The sequence below is a fragment of the Pseudomonas sp. 31-12 genome, assembly GCF_003151075.1.
GTDB lineage: Bacteria > Pseudomonadota > Gammaproteobacteria > Pseudomonadales > Pseudomonadaceae > Aquipseudomonas.
The window spans coordinates 6,649,613-6,664,614 of the sequence record NZ_CP029482.1; the positions used below are offsets into that span (position 1 = coordinate 6,649,613).

Below are 15,002 nucleotides of genomic sequence, written 5' to 3' on the forward strand. Positions count from 1 at the left end.
ATCCGTACTGAATAGATACGGCGGATAATAACAGCTCAGCCAAATCCACTTTGACTTGTATCAGACACTGCGTGGCCTCCCTGGCCTTGGACGTCCAGCAAACGGGTGTGAAATTCGCCTGTGATCAGCGAGTTAAAGCTGTTGCATCATTTTGCGCACGCCGGCCACGTGGCGACGGCTGACGATCAGGGCATCGCCATTGAGGCCTTTGAGGAAAAGCTGAAAATGCCCCAGCGGCGTGCGTTGCAAGCGTTCGATGCGTTCGCGAGCGACCAGAGCGTTGCGGTGGATACGCACGAAACGGTCGCCAAATTCATCTTCCAGGGCCTTGAGCGGTTCATCCAGCAGCACTTCGCCGCCTTCATGGCGCAAGGTCACGTATTTGTGGTCGGCAATGAAGTAGACCACCTGACCCAGCGGGATCAGCTCAATGCCTTTACGTGTTCGGGCACTGATGTGGCTGCGTGGGCCGCTACCGCTTTCGGCGGCGGGACGGGTCAGGGCGGCGAGCTGGACGCGATTGGGCCGCTCGGCTTTCTTCAATGCATCATGTAAATGTTCAGTTCGCACAGGCTTCACCAGATAGCCCACGGCGCTGGCCTGCAGGGCTTCCACGGCAAATTCATCGGGCCCGGTGCAAAACACCACGGCGGGCGGGGTTTCGCGTTCGCACAACCGGGCAGCCACTTGCAGGCCATCAAGGCCTGGCATGCCGATATCGAGCAACACGATATCCGGCTTGTGGCTGTCGATCAGCGCTAACGCCTCTTCGCCGTTCGTGGCGCTGGGCTCCAGGACATTGTATCCCTCGAGTTCGCCAACCATTCGGCTCAGGCGCTCGCGGGCTAGGGGTTCGTCATCAACGATCAGGACATTCATATTGCGCTGGATTCCTGCGTGAGTCTCGCACAAGGATAGCGTAGACAGGTGAAGTGACGTCCGTCACCGCGATCCACGCTAAGACTAGCGCGAGGGCCAAAAAGTGCCGCGAGACCGGCGGCTAAATTTTCATCTGCCAAATGATTGGAGGCTCTGGCCCGCGTTAGCGAGGTATCGCCGTAGGGTTTGCCGATACACAATATGAACACCCCCTCTTCTTATAGTCAGCCGCAGCGCCGAGAAGTGCGCTGATCCTACTGTCCAACTGTAGACGGTTGCAGGGACGATATTGCTCAATCGAAAAATATCGTTGCGCAATTTCCCACAAGGCATGCCCTGAGTATGGACCGCGTTCCGAAAAAAAAACCTGTCGACCAGCGTCAGCGACAGGATTGGCAACCCTGTTATTATCCGCGACAGCTTCCACCGTCATTATTTCTTCAGCCGACACGAGCGAATTCATGAGCACTGACAAGACCAATCAGTCCTGGGGCGGCCGCTTCAGTGAACCCGTCGACGCCTTCGTCGCCCGCTTCACCGCCTCCGTCACTTTCGACCAGCGCCTGTATCGCCACGACATCATGGGCTCGATCGCCCACGCCACCATGCTGGCCAAGGTCGGCGTGCTGACCGACGCCGAGCGCGACAGCATCACCGATGGCCTGAAGACCATCCAGGGTGAAATCGAGGCCGGCCAGTTCGACTGGCGCATCGACCTCGAAGACGTGCACATGAACATCGAGGCGCGCCTGACCGACCGCATCGGCGTGACCGGTAAAAAGCTCCATACCGGACGCAGCCGTAACGACCAGGTCGCCACCGACATCCGCCTGTGGCTGCGTGACGAGATCGACCTGATCCTGGGCGAAATCACCCGCCTGCAACAAGGCTTGCTGGAGCAGGCCGAGCGCGAAGCCGGCAGCATCATGCCGGGCTTCACCCACCTGCAAACCGCGCAGCCGGTAACCTTCGGGCACCACATGCTGGCCTGGTTCGAAATGCTCAGCCGCGACTACGAGCGTCTGGTCGACTGCCGCAAGCGCACCAATCGCATGCCGCTGGGCAGCGCCGCGCTGGCTGGCACCACTTACCCGATTGATCGCGAATACACCGCTCAACTGCTGGGCTTCGACGCGGTCGGCGGCAACTCGCTGGACAACGTGTCCGATCGTGATTTCGCCATCGAGTTCTGCTCGGCCGCGAGCATCGCGATGATGCACTTGTCGCGCTTCTCCGAAGAGCTGGTGCTGTGGACCAGCGCGCAGTTCCAGTTCATCGATCTGCCAGACCGCTTCTGCACCGGCAGCTCGATCATGCCGCAAAAGAAAAACCCGGACGTGCCCGAGCTGGTTCGCGGCAAGACCGGTCGCGTGTTCGGCGCGCTGATGGGCCTGCTGACCTTGATGAAAGGCCAGCCACTGGCCTACAACAAGGACAACCAGGAGGACAAGGAACCGCTGTTCGACGCGGCCGACACCTTGCGCGACTCGCTTCGGGCCTTCGCTGACATGATCCCGGCGATCAAGCCCAAGCACGCGATGATGCGCGAAGCGGCGCTGCGGGGTTTCTCCACCGCGACCGACCTGGCTGACTACCTGGTACGCCGTGGCCTGCCATTCCGTGACTGCCACGAAATCGTCGGCCATGCCGTGAAGTATGGCGTGGAAAGCGGCAAGGACCTGGCGGAAATGAGCCTGGAGGAGCTGCGCAAGTTCAGCGACCAGATCGATCAGGACGTGTTTGCCGTGCTGACCCTGGAAGGCTCGGTGAACGCCCGTGACCATATCGGCGGAACTGCGCCGGCGCAGGTCAAGAAGGCTGTGGCGCGCGGTCAGGCATTGCTCGCCAGCCGCTGAGTCAAAAGCTTCGCGAGCAAGCCCGCTCCCACATTGGGTCTTTGGGGTTCACAAAATGTGTGTTCACCGCCGATCTGATGTGGGAGCGGGCTTGCTCGCGAATGCGATCTTACAACCGCTACAAAACCTACTTCTTGGACGCGACCATCGCCATAAACGCCGGCATCGCCGCGTCCTTGTCCGCCGCAATCCGCTGCACGTTCGGGTTCTGCTCCAGACGCTTCAACAGCGCTTTGGCCGCCGGCATCTCGGCCAGCAAATCCAGATCAAACAGCTTCTGCGCCACCGCACAAGCCAGCGGCACGCTGTACAGGAAATACAAATCCGCAATGCTCAGACTGTCCCCCGCCACATAAGGGGCGAACTTGCCGTGCCTGCCCAGGGACGCAAACCCCAGCAACAGTTCAGCCTTGGTCTTGTCCTTGATCGCCTCCGGCACCTGCATGCCGAAAAATGCCTCGGCGTAGCACGCGCGCGCCGGCAACTCGATGTACAGCTCGATTTCCTTGGCCAGCGCCAGCACTTGCGCCCGCTCGAACGGATCGCTCGGCAATAGCGGCGTGCCTTTCTGGCTTTGCTCGATGTATTCGAGGATCACGGCAGTTTCGTTGATGAAACCTTGCTCGGTACGCAAGACCGGGACCTTGCCGCGCGGGCTGATGGCCACCGCCTCCGGGCTTGTGCCCGCGTAAAACGGCACTTCTTCAAACGGTACGCCCTTCTCCAGCAGCGCCAGCTTGACCATGTTGTAGTAGTTACTGACGGAAAATCCATAAAGCTTGAGCATCACATAGCCTCCAGGCCGTGCGGGGTTGGCAGTGCCTGTTTATAGAACGCCGGAGCGATTCCTGCCAGCAGCATCACAGCGCTGAATGCAGGTAAACTGGCCGCCTTAAACTTGAGGAGCCTGCCATGAGCGAGCCAACTGATATCGAGATCGACGAAGAAGAATTCACCGAAACCACCCTGATCGAAGCCATCGAAAACCAGATCGAAAGCGACAACCCGCCAGCGGCCAAGGCCACCTTCAACAAGCTGACCCTGGTGGGTTACGAGCGTGAAGAAATCCTCAACCTGATGGCCCACGTGTTGGCGGTAGAAATCGACGCGATCCTCGAAGAAGACCGCGCGTTCAATACCGAATGGTACGAAACAGCGTTGCGCGCGTTGCCAGAGCTGCCGCCGGAAAAGAAATAACCCCATTTCATGTGGCGCGGGCTTTTGTGGTGAGGGGATTTATCCCCGTTGGGTCGCGAAGCGGCCCTGAAATCCATGTTCACGGTGATTCAATTAAACCGCGCTCATAGGGTTTGCGACTGCTGCGCAGCCGAACGGGGATAAATCCCCTCGCCACAGGTAATCTCCACCCACACAATTTGTCACCCATCAATCCCGTCTTCCCCCACACCCTGACTACACTGAGTCCACCCCGCTGCCGCACCACCCGCCGGGGAACGCATCCCGTGGTGAAAAAACCCTGATGCAGGCACTGGACATGCCGCACGAGTGGGCTCACCTTAGGGGCGCTGTCGTCCAATTCCTAGAAAGTCTGGAGTCCTTATGTCGCTTACCCCTGAGTTGGTTGCCGAACTGGAAATCCTCGCACTCTTCAACCTGGACAGTTCCCAGGAAGGTTTGAAAATTCATCAGACCGCTGCCCCGAAAGCCATTGCTGCCGCTCAACGCCTGTACGAAAAAGAACTGATCGACCAGCCAGATGGCGGTTATCTGACCAGTCTGGGTCGTGACGCTGCGCAAAATGTACAAACCGTTCTGACGATTCTGAGCGTCCAGGAAACAGCCTGAGTATTAGCGCATCGCCCACGGAAACCCCTGCTACGGGATTTCCGCGGGCACACTTTGTGAGCTGCGGCCACCGCACGGTAGAAATCTGACGTCAAAAAACAAAATCAGCTTAAAAGTCCCGGGCCCGAGGCGCTAAACTGCCCCTCATCCGCAGACCCTACGTCCGTGCCTCGCGAGCCGGTTTGAGCTGACATGACCCGCACCCATGAAATTCGCCCCGATCTGGACGAGGGAATCGACCGCAAGGTTCTCAGTCAGCTGCGCGCACGTTTTCTGAAACTCAACGAAGGCCGCATGGCCCGTGCCGTGGAAGGGCTGTCGACCCGACAGCAAACAGTGCTGACACTGCTGCCGCTGTTTTTCCACGTGAATCATCCATTGTTGCCAGGCTATGTGTCGGGTAGCACGCCGGCCGGGCTGTCGAATTTCGAGCCTGACGCCAACGCCCTCGCTGAAGCGCAACGACTGACCCGATCGTTCTCCTACAAGCCGCGCCACGGCAGCAACCCGCCGCGACCGATTCACGGTCTGTTCCTGATGGGCAGCCTGGGCACCCTGGCCCAGGCCGATCAGAGCGACATGGACGTGTGGGTCTGTCATGCCCAGGACTTGAGCGAAAACGAACTGGCCGAGCTGCGCAAGAAATGCCAGCTGCTTGAAATCTGGGCCGCGAGCCAGGGCGCCGAGGCGCATTTCTTTCTGATCGACCCGGCCCGCTTCGTCCTCGGCGAGCGCGATACGCAATTGAGTTCGGAAGACTGCGGCACGACCCAGCACTATCTGCTGCTGGATGAGTTTTACCGCACCGCGATCTGGCTGGCCGGTCGCACGCCGATCTGGTGGCTGGTGCCGGTCTATGAAGAATCTGCTTATGATCGATACACCCACACGCTTCTGTCCAAGCGTTTCATTCGGGCAGACGAATCGCTGGACCTGGGGCATCTGGCCTATATCCCCCCAGGGGAATTCATCGGCGCCGGGCTCTGGCAGTTGTTCAAGGGCATCGAGTCGCCCTACAAGTCCGTGCTCAAACTGCTGCTGATCGAGGTTTACGCCAGCGAACACCCGAAGGTTCATTGCCTGAGCCTGCGCTTCAAGCAAGCGGTGTTCGCCAATCAACTGGACCTCGACGAGCTCGACCCTTACATCGTGGTCTACCGACGCATTGAGGAATACCTCACGGCGCGTGGCGAGCCGGAGCGCCTGGAGTTGGTACGCCGCGCGTTGTACCTGAAGGTCAACCGCAAGCTCACCGGCAGCAGTCGCACCCAGAGCTGGCAGCGCTCACTGCTTGAGCGACTGGCTCACGAATGGAACTGGGATCCGCGGCAACTGGCGCTGCTCGACAGCCGCAGCCAATGGAAAGTGCGCCAGGTCAGCACCGAACGCCGAGCCTTGGTCAACGAACTGAATTACAGCTACCGCTTCCTGACTCAGTTCGCCCGCGACGAGCAAACCGTCAGCCTGATCAACAAACGCGACCTCAACGTGCTGGGTCGGCGGCTGTATGCAGCCTTTGAGCGTAAAGCGGACAAAGTCGAGTTCATCAACCCCGGCATCGCTCCGGATCTGGCCGAAGACACCCTGACCCTGGTGCAGGCGCCGAACAAAAAAGAACCCGGACAAACCCAGTGGGGCTTGTACAACGGCAGCCTGACCGCCCATGAGTGGGAACATTTCGCGCCGATCAAGCGCAGCCGCCAATTGCTGGAGCTGCTGACCTGGTGCCACCGCAACGGCGTGATCGACAGCAGCACCCGCCTCGCCTTGCACCCCGGCACCAGCGACCTGAGCGAATTTGAACTGTTCAACCTGCTCGGCAGCCTGCAACAAAGCATTGCCCTGCCGTTGACGACCGTCGCCGAAGAGCCGTTGCTGCGCGCCAGCGTGCCAAGTGAAGTGCTGATTCTGGTGAACGTCGGCGTCGATCCGCTCAAGCACCATCGCGACCTGAATATACTGATGACCACCGAACGCACCGATTCCCTGAGCTACGCCGGGGTGCGGGAAAACCTGGTACTGACCCTGGACCAGGTCACGCTCAACAGCTGGAACGAAGTGCTGGTCAACCGCTACGACGGCCCTCACGCCCTGCTCGACTGCCTGCGTGACTACCTCAATAATCTGCCAAGCGGCCCTCAACAGCCCAAGCTGCGGGTTCGCTGTTTCTGCCACAACCGGGCGCAATTTATCGCCCGACGGGTCGAAGAGGTCCTCGATACTGCGCAGAACTTGCTGCTGAGCAAGCTCAATCATCGTTATCTGGTGCAGGTCCAGCAGCATTATCACGTACTGGAACTGGTGCCCGGCCACGTCAATCACGTCGCCCTCGCCACGTTGCCAGCGCTGTTCGATTACCTGGGTGAAGAACTGGCGAGCTACAGCCCGCTGCATCTGGACCCGATGGCACTGGAAGACCACGACCTGGCACTGCTCCTGCCCATGGGCCAGCCTGAATGCATCCAGGTGTTTTACCGAATCACCGATCAGCAGGCGGATCTGTACGTGCTCGATGAGTTCAATGCCCTGTGGCAACAGCGTCTGCCCTATCACGACGAGCAAAGCCTGCTGGTGCCGCTGCAACGATTCCTGCAATCGATCCAGTACCGACGCGACGCCTTGCTGCCGATGAACACCGCCCAGCCCCTGAACCTCGACACGTTGTATTACCAGCTGTTGCCGTCAGGCCCCGGCCGGGCGCGTCGGGTCGAGGCCCGGCCAGCGCCGCAAACCCCGGTCAACAAACCGTTCTACGACGTGCAGGCGATCATCGGCAAAGCCGCGCCGGGGCAGGTGCAGGTCACGTTGTATTGCAATCAGCGGGAATTTTCAGAGCTGGAGCATGGCGACCAGTTGTTCAGCGTGGTCGCCCGGGAAATCGTCGAGCAGCGCCGGGAAACCGAGCGCTATCGCTGCTACATCACCGACCTGGACTTGTCGGGCCTGCTCGGTGATGGTCAGAGTTCAAGCAATTTGTACTTGCGCTACAAGGCCGACCTGGAGCGCGCGTTGAATGAGGCGCTTGAGCAGGTCTGACGGGTTATTCCGGAAAATGACCGCCTTCGGCCGGCTGGGATTCGACTTCCAGCAGGGTCAGCTTGAGGGTTTTGCCGCCCGGTGCTGGCCAGTCGATGTGCTGGCCGACTTTCAGACCGAGCAGCGCACTGCCGACCGGCGCCAGAATGGAAATCTTGCCTTCGTCGGCGTTGGCATCCTTGGGGTAGACCAGCGTCAGGTGATAGTCCTTGCCACTGCCTTCTTCGCGGCAATGCACACGGGAATTCATGGTGACGACATCGGCGGGCACTTCATCGTGACCGACCAGGGTATCGGCGCGATCCAGTTCGGTTTGCAGCGCGATAACGCCCGGCAGCGTGTCATCCAGGCTGTCGATCAGGCGCTCCAGACGTTGCACGTCCAGACGAGTAAGGGTGATGGAAGGTGCGGTCATGATTGAGGCAGACTCCTTTCTTCTGCACAAAAAAAGCAAAACCCCGCCAGAAAAAGGCGGGGTTTTCACGAGCCTCGATGGGTTGAGGCGTTTCTGGACACTATCACAGCTCAATAAATATACAAGTCAGGGGCGACCACGCACCTGCGCTGACATTTTTGAGAGAGGCTTGCCTGTGGCGAGGGAGCTTGCTCCCGTTCGGCTGCGCAGCAGTCGTAAGCTTTTTGGGGCCGCTTCGCAGCCCAGCGGGAGCAAGCTCCCTCGCCACAAAAGCTCTTATGCCAAGGCTTTGCGCTGGACTGCCTGGGCGCAAATAACCCGGCGGCGATCATCGTCGGCCGAGCGCCATTCGCGGATGTCTTCGACATGGCGAAAACACCCGAGGCAGACTTTCTGCTCGTCCAGCCGGCACACACCGCTGCACGGCGAAGGCACCGCCGGGCTGACATTGCTGTAGAGCGGCTTGGGCGGACGAACGGGCGCAGGTTGCGTCACGATTTCACAGGCCTTCGAAATCGAGGTCGACGCCAGCCTGCTGCTTGACGATGCGCTCAAGCATTTCGCCCAACTGCTCTTCGCTCTTGTCGCACATCCAGCGTTCGCTCTCGGCGTCGTAATCGAAGTGGAAACCACCCGAGACGGCCGCGAGCCACAGCTGACGCAGCGGTTCCTGGCGGCTGAAGATCAACTGGCTGCCGTTTTCGAACTTGACGGTGAGCACACCGGCCGAGCTCTCCAGATCAATATCCAGGTCACTCTCATCGAAAATATCTTCCAGCGATTGCTGGGTGGCATCGACCAGATCGTGGAAACGGGCTTCGGTCAAACTCATTGCGGCAACCTCAAAAAGTGTCTGTTCACGCTCAAGCGCCGCAAGATACGGGCGAGCCCCGGTGATTGCAAAGGATAACGACCAAGCACCGATATAGGTACATCAAACGCTGTACCTGTGGGAGCGGGCTTGATCGCGAAAGCGGAGTATCAGTTAGCATTAATGTCGAATGACACACCGCTTTCGCAAGCAAGCCCGCTCCCACAATGGATTGTGCATAACCTACCGGCATCGGGCGCAGCCCCGCCGGACGGGAGCCCCGTCGCATAGGCAAGCTGCCGGGTGGCCGGTATACTCCGGCGCAATTAACGCATTTTCAAGGATTTCGCCATGAAGCGCCTGATCTCTTCCCTTGCCGCGCTCCTCGCGGTTGCCTGTCTTGTGTCGGCTTGTGGTCAAAAAGGCCCGTTGTACCTGCCTGACGATTCCCAGGATCCTGCCGAGCAGGCCCAGTCCTCGCAAAAGCAGCCGTCCAAAGCACACAAGCACGACGTCTACCAATAAGGGAACGCCATGGACGCTTTTAACTACCGTGACGGTGAGCTGTTCGCGGAAGGGGTTGCCCTGTCCGCCATCGCCGAGCGCTTTGGCACACCGACTTACGTCTACTCGCGCGCCCACATCGAAGCCCAATACCTGGCTTTCGCCGATGCGCTGGCCGGCATGCCGCACCTGGTGTGCTTCGCGGTCAAGGCCAACTCCAACCTGGGTGTGCTGAATGTCCTGGCGCGCTTGGGTGCCGGTTTTGACATCGTTTCCCGTGGCGAGCTGGAGCGCGTACTGGCCGCTGGCGGCAGCCCCGACAAGATTGTGTTCTCCGGTGTCGGCAAGACCCGTGATGACATGCGTCGTGCCCTGGAAGTCGGCGTCCATTGCTTCAACGTCGAATCCACCGACGAGCTGGAACGCCTGCAAGTGGTCGCCGCCGAACTGGGCGTTCGCGCTCCGATCTCGCTGCGTGTGAACCCGGACGTCGATGCCGGCACGCACCCGTACATTTCCACCGGTCTCAAAGAGAACAAGTTCGGCATCGCCATTGCCGACGCCGAGGACGTGTACATCCGCGCCGCGCAGCTGCCGAACCTGGAAGTGGTCGGCGTCGATTGCCACATCGGTTCGCAACTGACCACCCTGCCTCCGTTCATCGATGCCCTCGACCGCCTGCTGGGCCTGGTCGACCGTCTCGGCGATTGCGGCATTTACCTGCGCCACATCGATCTCGGTGGGGGTTTGGGCGTGCGTTATCGCGATGAAGAGCCACCATTGGCGGCCGACTACATCAAAGCCGTGCGCGAGCGTCTCGACGGTCGTGACCTGGCGCTGGTGTTCGAGCCGGGCCGCTTCATCGTCGCCAACGCTGGCGTGCTGCTGACCCAGGTCGAGTACCTCAAGCACACCGAACACAAAGACTTCGCCATCGTCGATGCGGCCATGAACGACTTGATCCGCCCGGCGCTGTACCAGGCCTGGATGGACGTCACCGCCGTGCGCCCGCGCACTACCGCGGCTCGCGCCTATGACATCGTCGGCCCGATCTGCGAAACCGGCGACTTCCTGGCCAAGGATCGTGAACTGGCCCTGGAAGAAGGCGACCTGCTGGCTGTGCATTCGGCCGGCGCCTATGGGTTTGTCATGAGTTCCAACTACAACACCCGCGGCCGCGCCGCTGAAGTGTTGGTGGACGGTGATCAGGCATTTGAAGTGCGTCGCCGTGAGACGGTAGCCGAGTTGTTTGCTGGCGAAAGCCTGCTGCCGGAGTAATCCCATGCTGCTGCGTTTTACCAAGATGCACGGCCTGGGCAATGACTTCATGGTCCTCGACCTGGTCAGCCAGCACGCGCATATCCTGCCCAAGCACGCCAAGCAATGGGGCGATCGGCACACCGGCATCGGTTTCGACCAGTTGCTGATCGTCGAAGCGCCGAGCAACCCGGACGTGGATTTCCGTTACCGGATCTTCAACTCCGACGGCTCCGAAGTGGAACAGTGCGGCAACGGTGCGCGCTGTTTCGCCCGCTTCGTGCTCGACAAGCGCCTGACCGCCAAGCGGCAGATCCGCGTCGAGACCAAAAGCGGCATCATCGAACTGGATATCCGCAGCGACGGCCAGATCGGTGTCAACATGGGCGCACCGCGCCTTGTGCCGGCCGAGATTCCATTCGAGGCGCCAGAACAGGCCTCTAGCTATAAGCTCGATGTCGAGGGTGCGACGGTTGAACTGGCCGCCGTGTCCATGGGCAACCCCCATGCCGTGCTGCGGGTCAGCGACATCAACAAAGCACCGGTGCATGAACTGGGGCCGAAAATCGAACATCACCCGCGCTTCCCGGCGCGGGTCAATGTCGGTTTTCTCCAGGTCATCGACCGCAACCGTGCGCAGTTGCGCGTCTGGGAACGTGGCGCCGGGGAAACCCAGGCCTGCGGCACCGGCGCGTGCGCTGCTGCAGTGGCCGCGATCAGCCAGGGGTGGATGGATTCGCCGCTATTGATCGACCTGCCCGGCGGGCGTCTGTCCATTGAATGGGCAGGCCCTGGCCAACCGGTCATGATGACCGGCCCGGCAGTACGCGTTTATGAAGGACAAGTGCGTCTTTGAGAGAGTCGAATCCATGAAAGATAAGCCCCAGGTTCCCGCCCCACAGCCCGACGAATCCCCTTCCGAAAGCCTTGAGGCGGCGGCGATTGCCGCGTACCTGGAGGCTCATCCGGATTTCTTCGTCGAGCACGAAGAATTGCTCCCGGCCTTGCGCATTCCGCACCAGCGTGGCGATACCGTTTCGCTGGTCGAACGCCAGATGAAAATTCTGCGCGACCGCAACATCGAGTTGCGTCATCGCCTCTCGCACTTGATGGACGTGGCCCGCGACAACGACCGCCTCTTCGACAAGACCCGCCGCCTGATTCTCGCGCTGATGGATGCCAACAGCCTGGAAGACGTGGTGATCAGCGTCGAAGACAGTCTGCGCCAGGACTTCCAGGTGCCTTTTGTCAGCCTGATCCTGCTGGGCGACAATCCCATGCCGGTCGGTCGCTGGGTCACCCATGCCGACGCGCAAACGGCCATCGGCGGCCTGCTCTCGGAAGACAAAAGCGTCAGCGGCAGCCTGCGTGAACACGAGCTGGACTTCCTGTTCGGCGAAGAACAGCGCAAGCAGATCGGCTCCACCGCCGTCGTCGCCATCAGCTATCAAGGCATCCACGGCGTCCTGGCCATCGCCAGCCGCGACCCACAGCACTACAAAAGCTCGGTCGGCACGTTGTTCCTCAGCTACATCGCCGAAGTCATGGGCCGCGTACTGCCTCGGGTCAACAGCTCCCTGCGCTCGGTACGCTGACCATGGAACGGCAACTGGACGCTTACTGCGAACACCTGCGCAGTGAGCGGCAGGTGTCGCCCCACACGCTGTACGCCTACCGCCGCGACCTCGACAAAGTGCTGGGCTGGTGCGTCAAACAGAACATCAGCAGCTGGGCCGCGCTGGATATCCAGCGTTTGCGCAGCCTGATCGCGCGCCTGCATTCACAGGGTCAATCGTCCCGCAGCCTGGCACGCCTGCTGTCGGCAGTCCGTGGCCTCTATCATTATCTGAACCGTGAAGGCCTGTGCGATCACGATCCGGCCAATGGCCTGGCGCCGCCCAAGGGCGAACGTCGGCTGCCAAAAACCCTCGACACCGACCGCGCGCTGCAGCTGCTGGAAGGCGCGGTGGAGGATGATTTCCTGGCGCGTCGGGATCAGGCGATTCTGGAGCTGTTTTACTCCTCGGGTTTGCGGCTGTCGGAGCTGACCGGGCTCAATCTCGATCAACTGGACCTGGCCGACGGCATGGTTCAGGTGCTTGGCAAGGGCAGCAAGACTCGGCTGCTGCCGGTGGGCAAAAAGGCCCGCGAAGCCCTGGAACTGTGGCTGCCGTTGCGCGCGATGACCAACCCGGCGGACGACGCGGTGTTTGTCAGCCAGCAAGGCCGACGCCTTGGCCCTCGGGCGATTCAGGTGCGGGTCAAAGCCGCTGGCGAACGTGAGCTGGGGCAGAACCTGCACCCGCACATGCTGCGGCATTCCTTTGCCAGCCATTTGCTGGAATCCTCGCAGGACCTGCGCGCCGTCCAGGAATTGCTCGGCCACTCGGACATCAAAACCACCCAGATCTACACCCACCTGGACTTCCAGCACCTGGCCACGGTCTACGACAGCGCCCATCCACGGGCCAAACGCATTAAGGGCGATGATTCATGACCATCCAATTGATCACCTTCGACCTAGACGACACCCTGTGGGACACCGCCCCGGTGATCGTCAGCGCCGAAGCCATACTGCGTGAATGGCTGATCGAACACGCACCGAATCTGGGCGCGGTGCCGGTAGAGCATCTGTGGGCCATTCGTGAGCGGATCCTGACCAGCGAACCGAGCCTCAAACACCGCATCAGCGCGCTGCGCCGCCGGGTGTTATTCCACGCGCTGGAAGAGTCCGGTTACGACCACGGTCAGGCTTCGGACCTGGCTGACAAGGGTTTTGAAGTGTTTCTGCATGCACGGCATCAGATCGAGGTGTTCCCTGAAGTCGAACCGACGCTGGAGACACTGGCCAAGCATTACGCCTTGGGCGTGGTCACCAATGGCAACGCCGATGTACGCCGGCTGGGGCTGGCGGATTACTTCAAGTTTGCGTTGTGCGCCGAAGACATCGGCATCGCCAAGCCCGATGCACGACTGTTTCATGAGGCGCTGCAACGTGGTGGGGCGATGGCGGAGACGGCGGTGCATATCGGCGATCATCCAGGGGATGACATTGCCGGGGCGCAGCAGGCTGGGTTGCGGGCGATCTGGTTTAACCCGGCGCGCAAGGACTGGGAAGCCGAGAAGGCACCGGATGCCGAGATTCGCAGTTTGACCGAATTGCCGGCGTTGCTGGCTCGGTGGAACGCCCAACACTGATCCTGAATTCACATACAACCCTTGTGGGAGCGAGCCTGCTCGCGAAAGCGGTGGGTCATCCGACATCTATTTTGAATGTGATGACCCCTTCGCGAGCAGGCTCGCTCCCACAGTGGATAGTGCCAAGTCCATACCTTTTCTTCGCCCATGAAAAAGCCCGCAGCGACGGCGGGCCTTTTCAGCAAGCCAATAGCAGACGCTTAGATAGGCCGGCTGCCGTACTTGTTGTCAGGCTTCTTGGGAGGATCGGCGACCACATTGGCCTCCACTTCCTGCACCTTGCCGCCCCGTGCCAGAAACTCTTCCATGGCCTTGGCCAGGGCGTCGCGTTCCTTGTTCTTGGCTTCGACGCTCGGCAGCTCGTCAACCGACACCGCAGCCTTGGCTTTGCCTTTGGCTGTCGGAACGGGCGTTTCACCACCATCGTCGTCAGCAACGTCTTCCGCTGCTGCTTCCAGACCTTCTTCAGCCTCGTCTTCGTCGCCTACTTCGAGGTCGTCGTTTTCCAGATCATCGTCGCTCATGTTCTACCTCATGACTTGCGAAAAGCAGATTAGTTATAGCCCAGCTTCACCGTCTGTCGACAGCCGCCGGAAAAATTCAATAACCGCTGGTGACCAGCGGTTCATGCCTCTTCACCGTGCACGGTGGCGAGGACTTTACGGGCACCGCCAAAATCACGGTGCTCGCCCAGATAAACGCCTTGCCAGGTCCCCAGCGCCAGTCGGCCTGCCGAAATCGGCAAACTGAGCTGACAGCCAAGCACGCTGGCCTTGAAGTGCGCCGGGAGGTCGTCCAGGCCTTCGTCGTTATGCTCATAGCCGTCTGTTCCTTGTGGGATCAGACGATTGAAAAATCGTTCGAAGTCGCGACGTACCGCCGGATCGGCGTTCTCGTTGATGGTCAACGACGCCGAGGTATGCTGCAGCCACAGATGCAACAGACCGACCCGACACGCCTTGAGTTCAGGCAGGCCGGCGAGTAACTCGTCCGTTACCAGATGAAAGCCCCGGGGCCGTGCCCGCAGGGTAATCAGAGTCTGTTGCCACATACAGTTCTCCGCACGTTCGGGGCGCATTCTAGCGCGCTCTGGGAAAAAACAAAGGCCCTAATATTCCTTCAATCATGTAAGCCATTGGCCGCAGAAAAACGCCCGTCTTAAACGCCACTAAACGTGTACGAAAAAACCTTTCAGCAGTCCCTTCACTGACAAACTCCAGACAAAAAAATGCCCGGCAAG

17 protein-coding genes and 1 pseudogene are annotated in these 15,002 nt (G+C 60.3%); 10 read left to right on the forward strand and 8 right to left on the reverse strand.

From position 1 onward, the window contains the following. Positions 1-132: 132 nt before the first annotated feature. A complete protein-coding gene (locus tag DJ564_RS31510) occupies positions 133-879 on the reverse strand; it encodes a LytTR family DNA-binding domain-containing protein (RefSeq protein ID WP_109635818.1) in 747 nt (248 codons plus the stop codon). Continuing rightward, positions 876-998 (reverse strand): annotated as a pseudogene (locus tag DJ564_RS33015) (sensor histidine kinase); the annotation flags it as partial. The pseudogene DJ564_RS33015 and the gene DJ564_RS31510, both read right to left, overlap by 4 nt. Before the next feature lie 342 nt (positions 999-1,340). Between DJ564_RS33015 and argH the strand changes: the two are divergent. Next, a complete protein-coding gene (gene argH, locus DJ564_RS31515) occupies positions 1,341-2,735 on the forward strand; it encodes an argininosuccinate lyase (RefSeq protein WP_109635820.1) in 1,395 nt (464 codons plus the stop codon). Positions 2,736-2,862: 127 nt separating this feature from the next. Here argH and DJ564_RS31520 read toward each other — a convergent pair whose 3' ends face one another. Beyond that, positions 2,863-3,522, reverse strand: a complete 660-nt coding sequence (locus tag DJ564_RS31520) for a glutathione S-transferase family protein (RefSeq protein WP_109635821.1) — start codon at positions 3,520-3,522, stop codon at positions 2,863-2,865. Between the two features lie 125 nt (positions 3,523-3,647). Between DJ564_RS31520 and DJ564_RS31525 the strand changes: the two genes are divergently transcribed. The 3 genes from DJ564_RS31525 to DJ564_RS31535 all read left to right on the forward strand — a co-directional run bounded on the left by DJ564_RS31525 (position 3,648) and on the right by DJ564_RS31535 (position 7,577). Continuing rightward, the gene (locus DJ564_RS31525) at positions 3,648-3,932 is read left to right on the forward strand and encodes a hypothetical protein (protein ID WP_109635822.1); all 285 of its coding nucleotides are present in this window, start codon (positions 3,648-3,650) and stop codon (positions 3,930-3,932) included. A 363-nt stretch (positions 3,933-4,295) separates the two neighbouring features. After that, a complete protein-coding gene (locus DJ564_RS31530; protein ID WP_094470036.1) occupies positions 4,296-4,541 on the forward strand; it encodes a TIGR02647 family protein in 246 nt (81 codons plus the stop codon). A 192-nt stretch (positions 4,542-4,733) separates the two neighbouring features. Continuing rightward, entirely contained in the window at positions 4,734-7,577 is a 2,844-nt protein-coding gene (locus DJ564_RS31535; protein WP_109635823.1) for a class I adenylate cyclase, read from the forward strand. Positions 7,578-7,581: 4 nt separating this feature from the next. Here DJ564_RS31535 and rnk read toward each other — a convergent pair whose 3' ends face one another. The 3 genes from rnk to cyaY all read right to left on the reverse strand — a co-directional run bounded on the left by rnk (position 7,582) and on the right by cyaY (position 8,824). After that, complete coding sequence (gene rnk / locus DJ564_RS31540; protein WP_046045088.1) at positions 7,582-7,992, reverse strand: nucleoside diphosphate kinase regulator; 411 nt, start codon at positions 7,990-7,992, stop codon at positions 7,582-7,584. 276 nt (positions 7,993-8,268) lie between these two features. Continuing rightward, the gene (locus DJ564_RS31550) at positions 8,269-8,487 is read right to left on the reverse strand and encodes a DUF1289 domain-containing protein (RefSeq protein ID WP_010465092.1); all 219 of its coding nucleotides are present in this window, start codon (positions 8,485-8,487) and stop codon (positions 8,269-8,271) included. 4 nt (positions 8,488-8,491) lie between these two features. After that, on the reverse strand, positions 8,492-8,824 hold the full coding sequence (gene cyaY / locus DJ564_RS31555; RefSeq protein WP_109635825.1) for an iron donor protein CyaY: 333 nt from the start codon (positions 8,822-8,824) through the stop codon (positions 8,492-8,494). A 330-nt stretch (positions 8,825-9,154) separates the two neighbouring features. On the opposite strand from cyaY, the gene DJ564_RS31565 reads away from it, so the two are divergent. The 6 genes from DJ564_RS31565 to DJ564_RS31590 are packed head-to-tail and all read left to right on the forward strand — an operon-like array spanning position 9,155 to position 13,762. Then, positions 9,155-9,328 (forward strand): lipoprotein, encoded by a 174-nt coding sequence (locus tag DJ564_RS31565; protein WP_075946461.1) that lies wholly within the window; start codon positions 9,155-9,157, stop codon positions 9,326-9,328. Between the two features lie 9 nt (positions 9,329-9,337). Beyond that, complete coding sequence (lysA, locus tag DJ564_RS31570) at positions 9,338-10,585, forward strand: diaminopimelate decarboxylase (protein ID WP_109635826.1); 1,248 nt, start codon at positions 9,338-9,340, stop codon at positions 10,583-10,585. Positions 10,586-10,589: 4 nt separating this feature from the next. Then, complete coding sequence (gene dapF / locus DJ564_RS31575; RefSeq protein WP_109635827.1) at positions 10,590-11,420, forward strand: diaminopimelate epimerase; 831 nt, start codon at positions 10,590-10,592, stop codon at positions 11,418-11,420. Between the two features lie 13 nt (positions 11,421-11,433). After that, the gene (locus DJ564_RS31580) at positions 11,434-12,159 is read left to right on the forward strand and encodes a DUF484 family protein (protein ID WP_109635829.1); all 726 of its coding nucleotides are present in this window, start codon (positions 11,434-11,436) and stop codon (positions 12,157-12,159) included. Positions 12,160-12,161: 2 nt separating this feature from the next. After that, positions 12,162-13,061: a tyrosine recombinase XerC gene (gene xerC, locus DJ564_RS31585; RefSeq protein WP_090178141.1), complete on the forward strand. Its 900-nt coding sequence runs from the start codon at positions 12,162-12,164 to the stop codon at positions 13,059-13,061. Beyond that, entirely contained in the window at positions 13,058-13,762 is a 705-nt protein-coding gene (locus DJ564_RS31590) for an HAD family hydrolase (protein ID WP_109635830.1), read from the forward strand. Before xerC ends, DJ564_RS31590 begins: the two co-directional genes overlap by 4 nt. Positions 13,763-13,962: 200 nt before the next feature. Here the strand turns inward: DJ564_RS31590 and sutA are convergent, their stop codons facing one another. Both sutA and DJ564_RS31600 read right to left on the reverse strand, forming a co-directional pair. Then, a complete protein-coding gene (gene sutA, locus DJ564_RS31595; RefSeq protein WP_109635832.1) occupies positions 13,963-14,286 on the reverse strand; it encodes a transcriptional regulator SutA in 324 nt (107 codons plus the stop codon). A 101-nt stretch (positions 14,287-14,387) separates the two neighbouring features. Continuing rightward, entirely contained in the window at positions 14,388-14,813 is a 426-nt protein-coding gene (locus DJ564_RS31600; protein ID WP_008030499.1) for a secondary thiamine-phosphate synthase enzyme YjbQ, read from the reverse strand. Positions 14,814-15,002 lie beyond the last annotated feature (189 nt).

Coding starts and splice junctions, on each gene's coding strand:
- DJ564_RS31510 (WP_109635818.1), bottom strand. CDS start 879: ATGAATGTCCTGATCGTTGATGACGAACCCCTAGCCCGCGAGCGCCTG.
- argH (WP_109635820.1), top strand. CDS start 1,341: ATGAGCACTGACAAGACCAATCAGTCCTGGGGCGGCCGCTTCAGTGAA.
- DJ564_RS31520 (WP_109635821.1), bottom strand. CDS start 3,522: ATGCTCAAGCTTTATGGATTTTCCGTCAGTAACTACTACAACATGGTC.
- DJ564_RS31525 (WP_109635822.1), top strand. CDS start 3,648: ATGAGCGAGCCAACTGATATCGAGATCGACGAAGAAGAATTCACCGAA.
- DJ564_RS31530 (WP_094470036.1), top strand. CDS start 4,296: ATGTCGCTTACCCCTGAGTTGGTTGCCGAACTGGAAATCCTCGCACTC.
- DJ564_RS31535 (WP_109635823.1), top strand. CDS start 4,734: ATGACCCGCACCCATGAAATTCGCCCCGATCTGGACGAGGGAATCGAC.
- rnk (WP_046045088.1), bottom strand. CDS start 7,992: ATGACCGCACCTTCCATCACCCTTACTCGTCTGGACGTGCAACGTCTG.
- cyaY (WP_109635825.1), bottom strand. CDS start 8,824: ATGAGTTTGACCGAAGCCCGTTTCCACGATCTGGTCGATGCCACCCAG.
- DJ564_RS31565 (WP_075946461.1), top strand. CDS start 9,155: ATGAAGCGCCTGATCTCTTCCCTTGCCGCGCTCCTCGCGGTTGCCTGT.
- lysA (WP_109635826.1), top strand. CDS start 9,338: ATGGACGCTTTTAACTACCGTGACGGTGAGCTGTTCGCGGAAGGGGTT.
- dapF (WP_109635827.1), top strand. CDS start 10,590: ATGCTGCTGCGTTTTACCAAGATGCACGGCCTGGGCAATGACTTCATG.
- DJ564_RS31580 (WP_109635829.1), top strand. CDS start 11,434: ATGAAAGATAAGCCCCAGGTTCCCGCCCCACAGCCCGACGAATCCCCT.
- xerC (WP_090178141.1), top strand. CDS start 12,162: ATGGAACGGCAACTGGACGCTTACTGCGAACACCTGCGCAGTGAGCGG.
- DJ564_RS31590 (WP_109635830.1), top strand. CDS start 13,058: ATGACCATCCAATTGATCACCTTCGACCTAGACGACACCCTGTGGGAC.
- sutA (WP_109635832.1), bottom strand. CDS start 14,286: ATGAGCGACGATGATCTGGAAAACGACGACCTCGAAGTAGGCGACGAA.
- DJ564_RS31600 (WP_008030499.1), bottom strand. CDS start 14,813: ATGTGGCAACAGACTCTGATTACCCTGCGGGCACGGCCCCGGGGCTTT.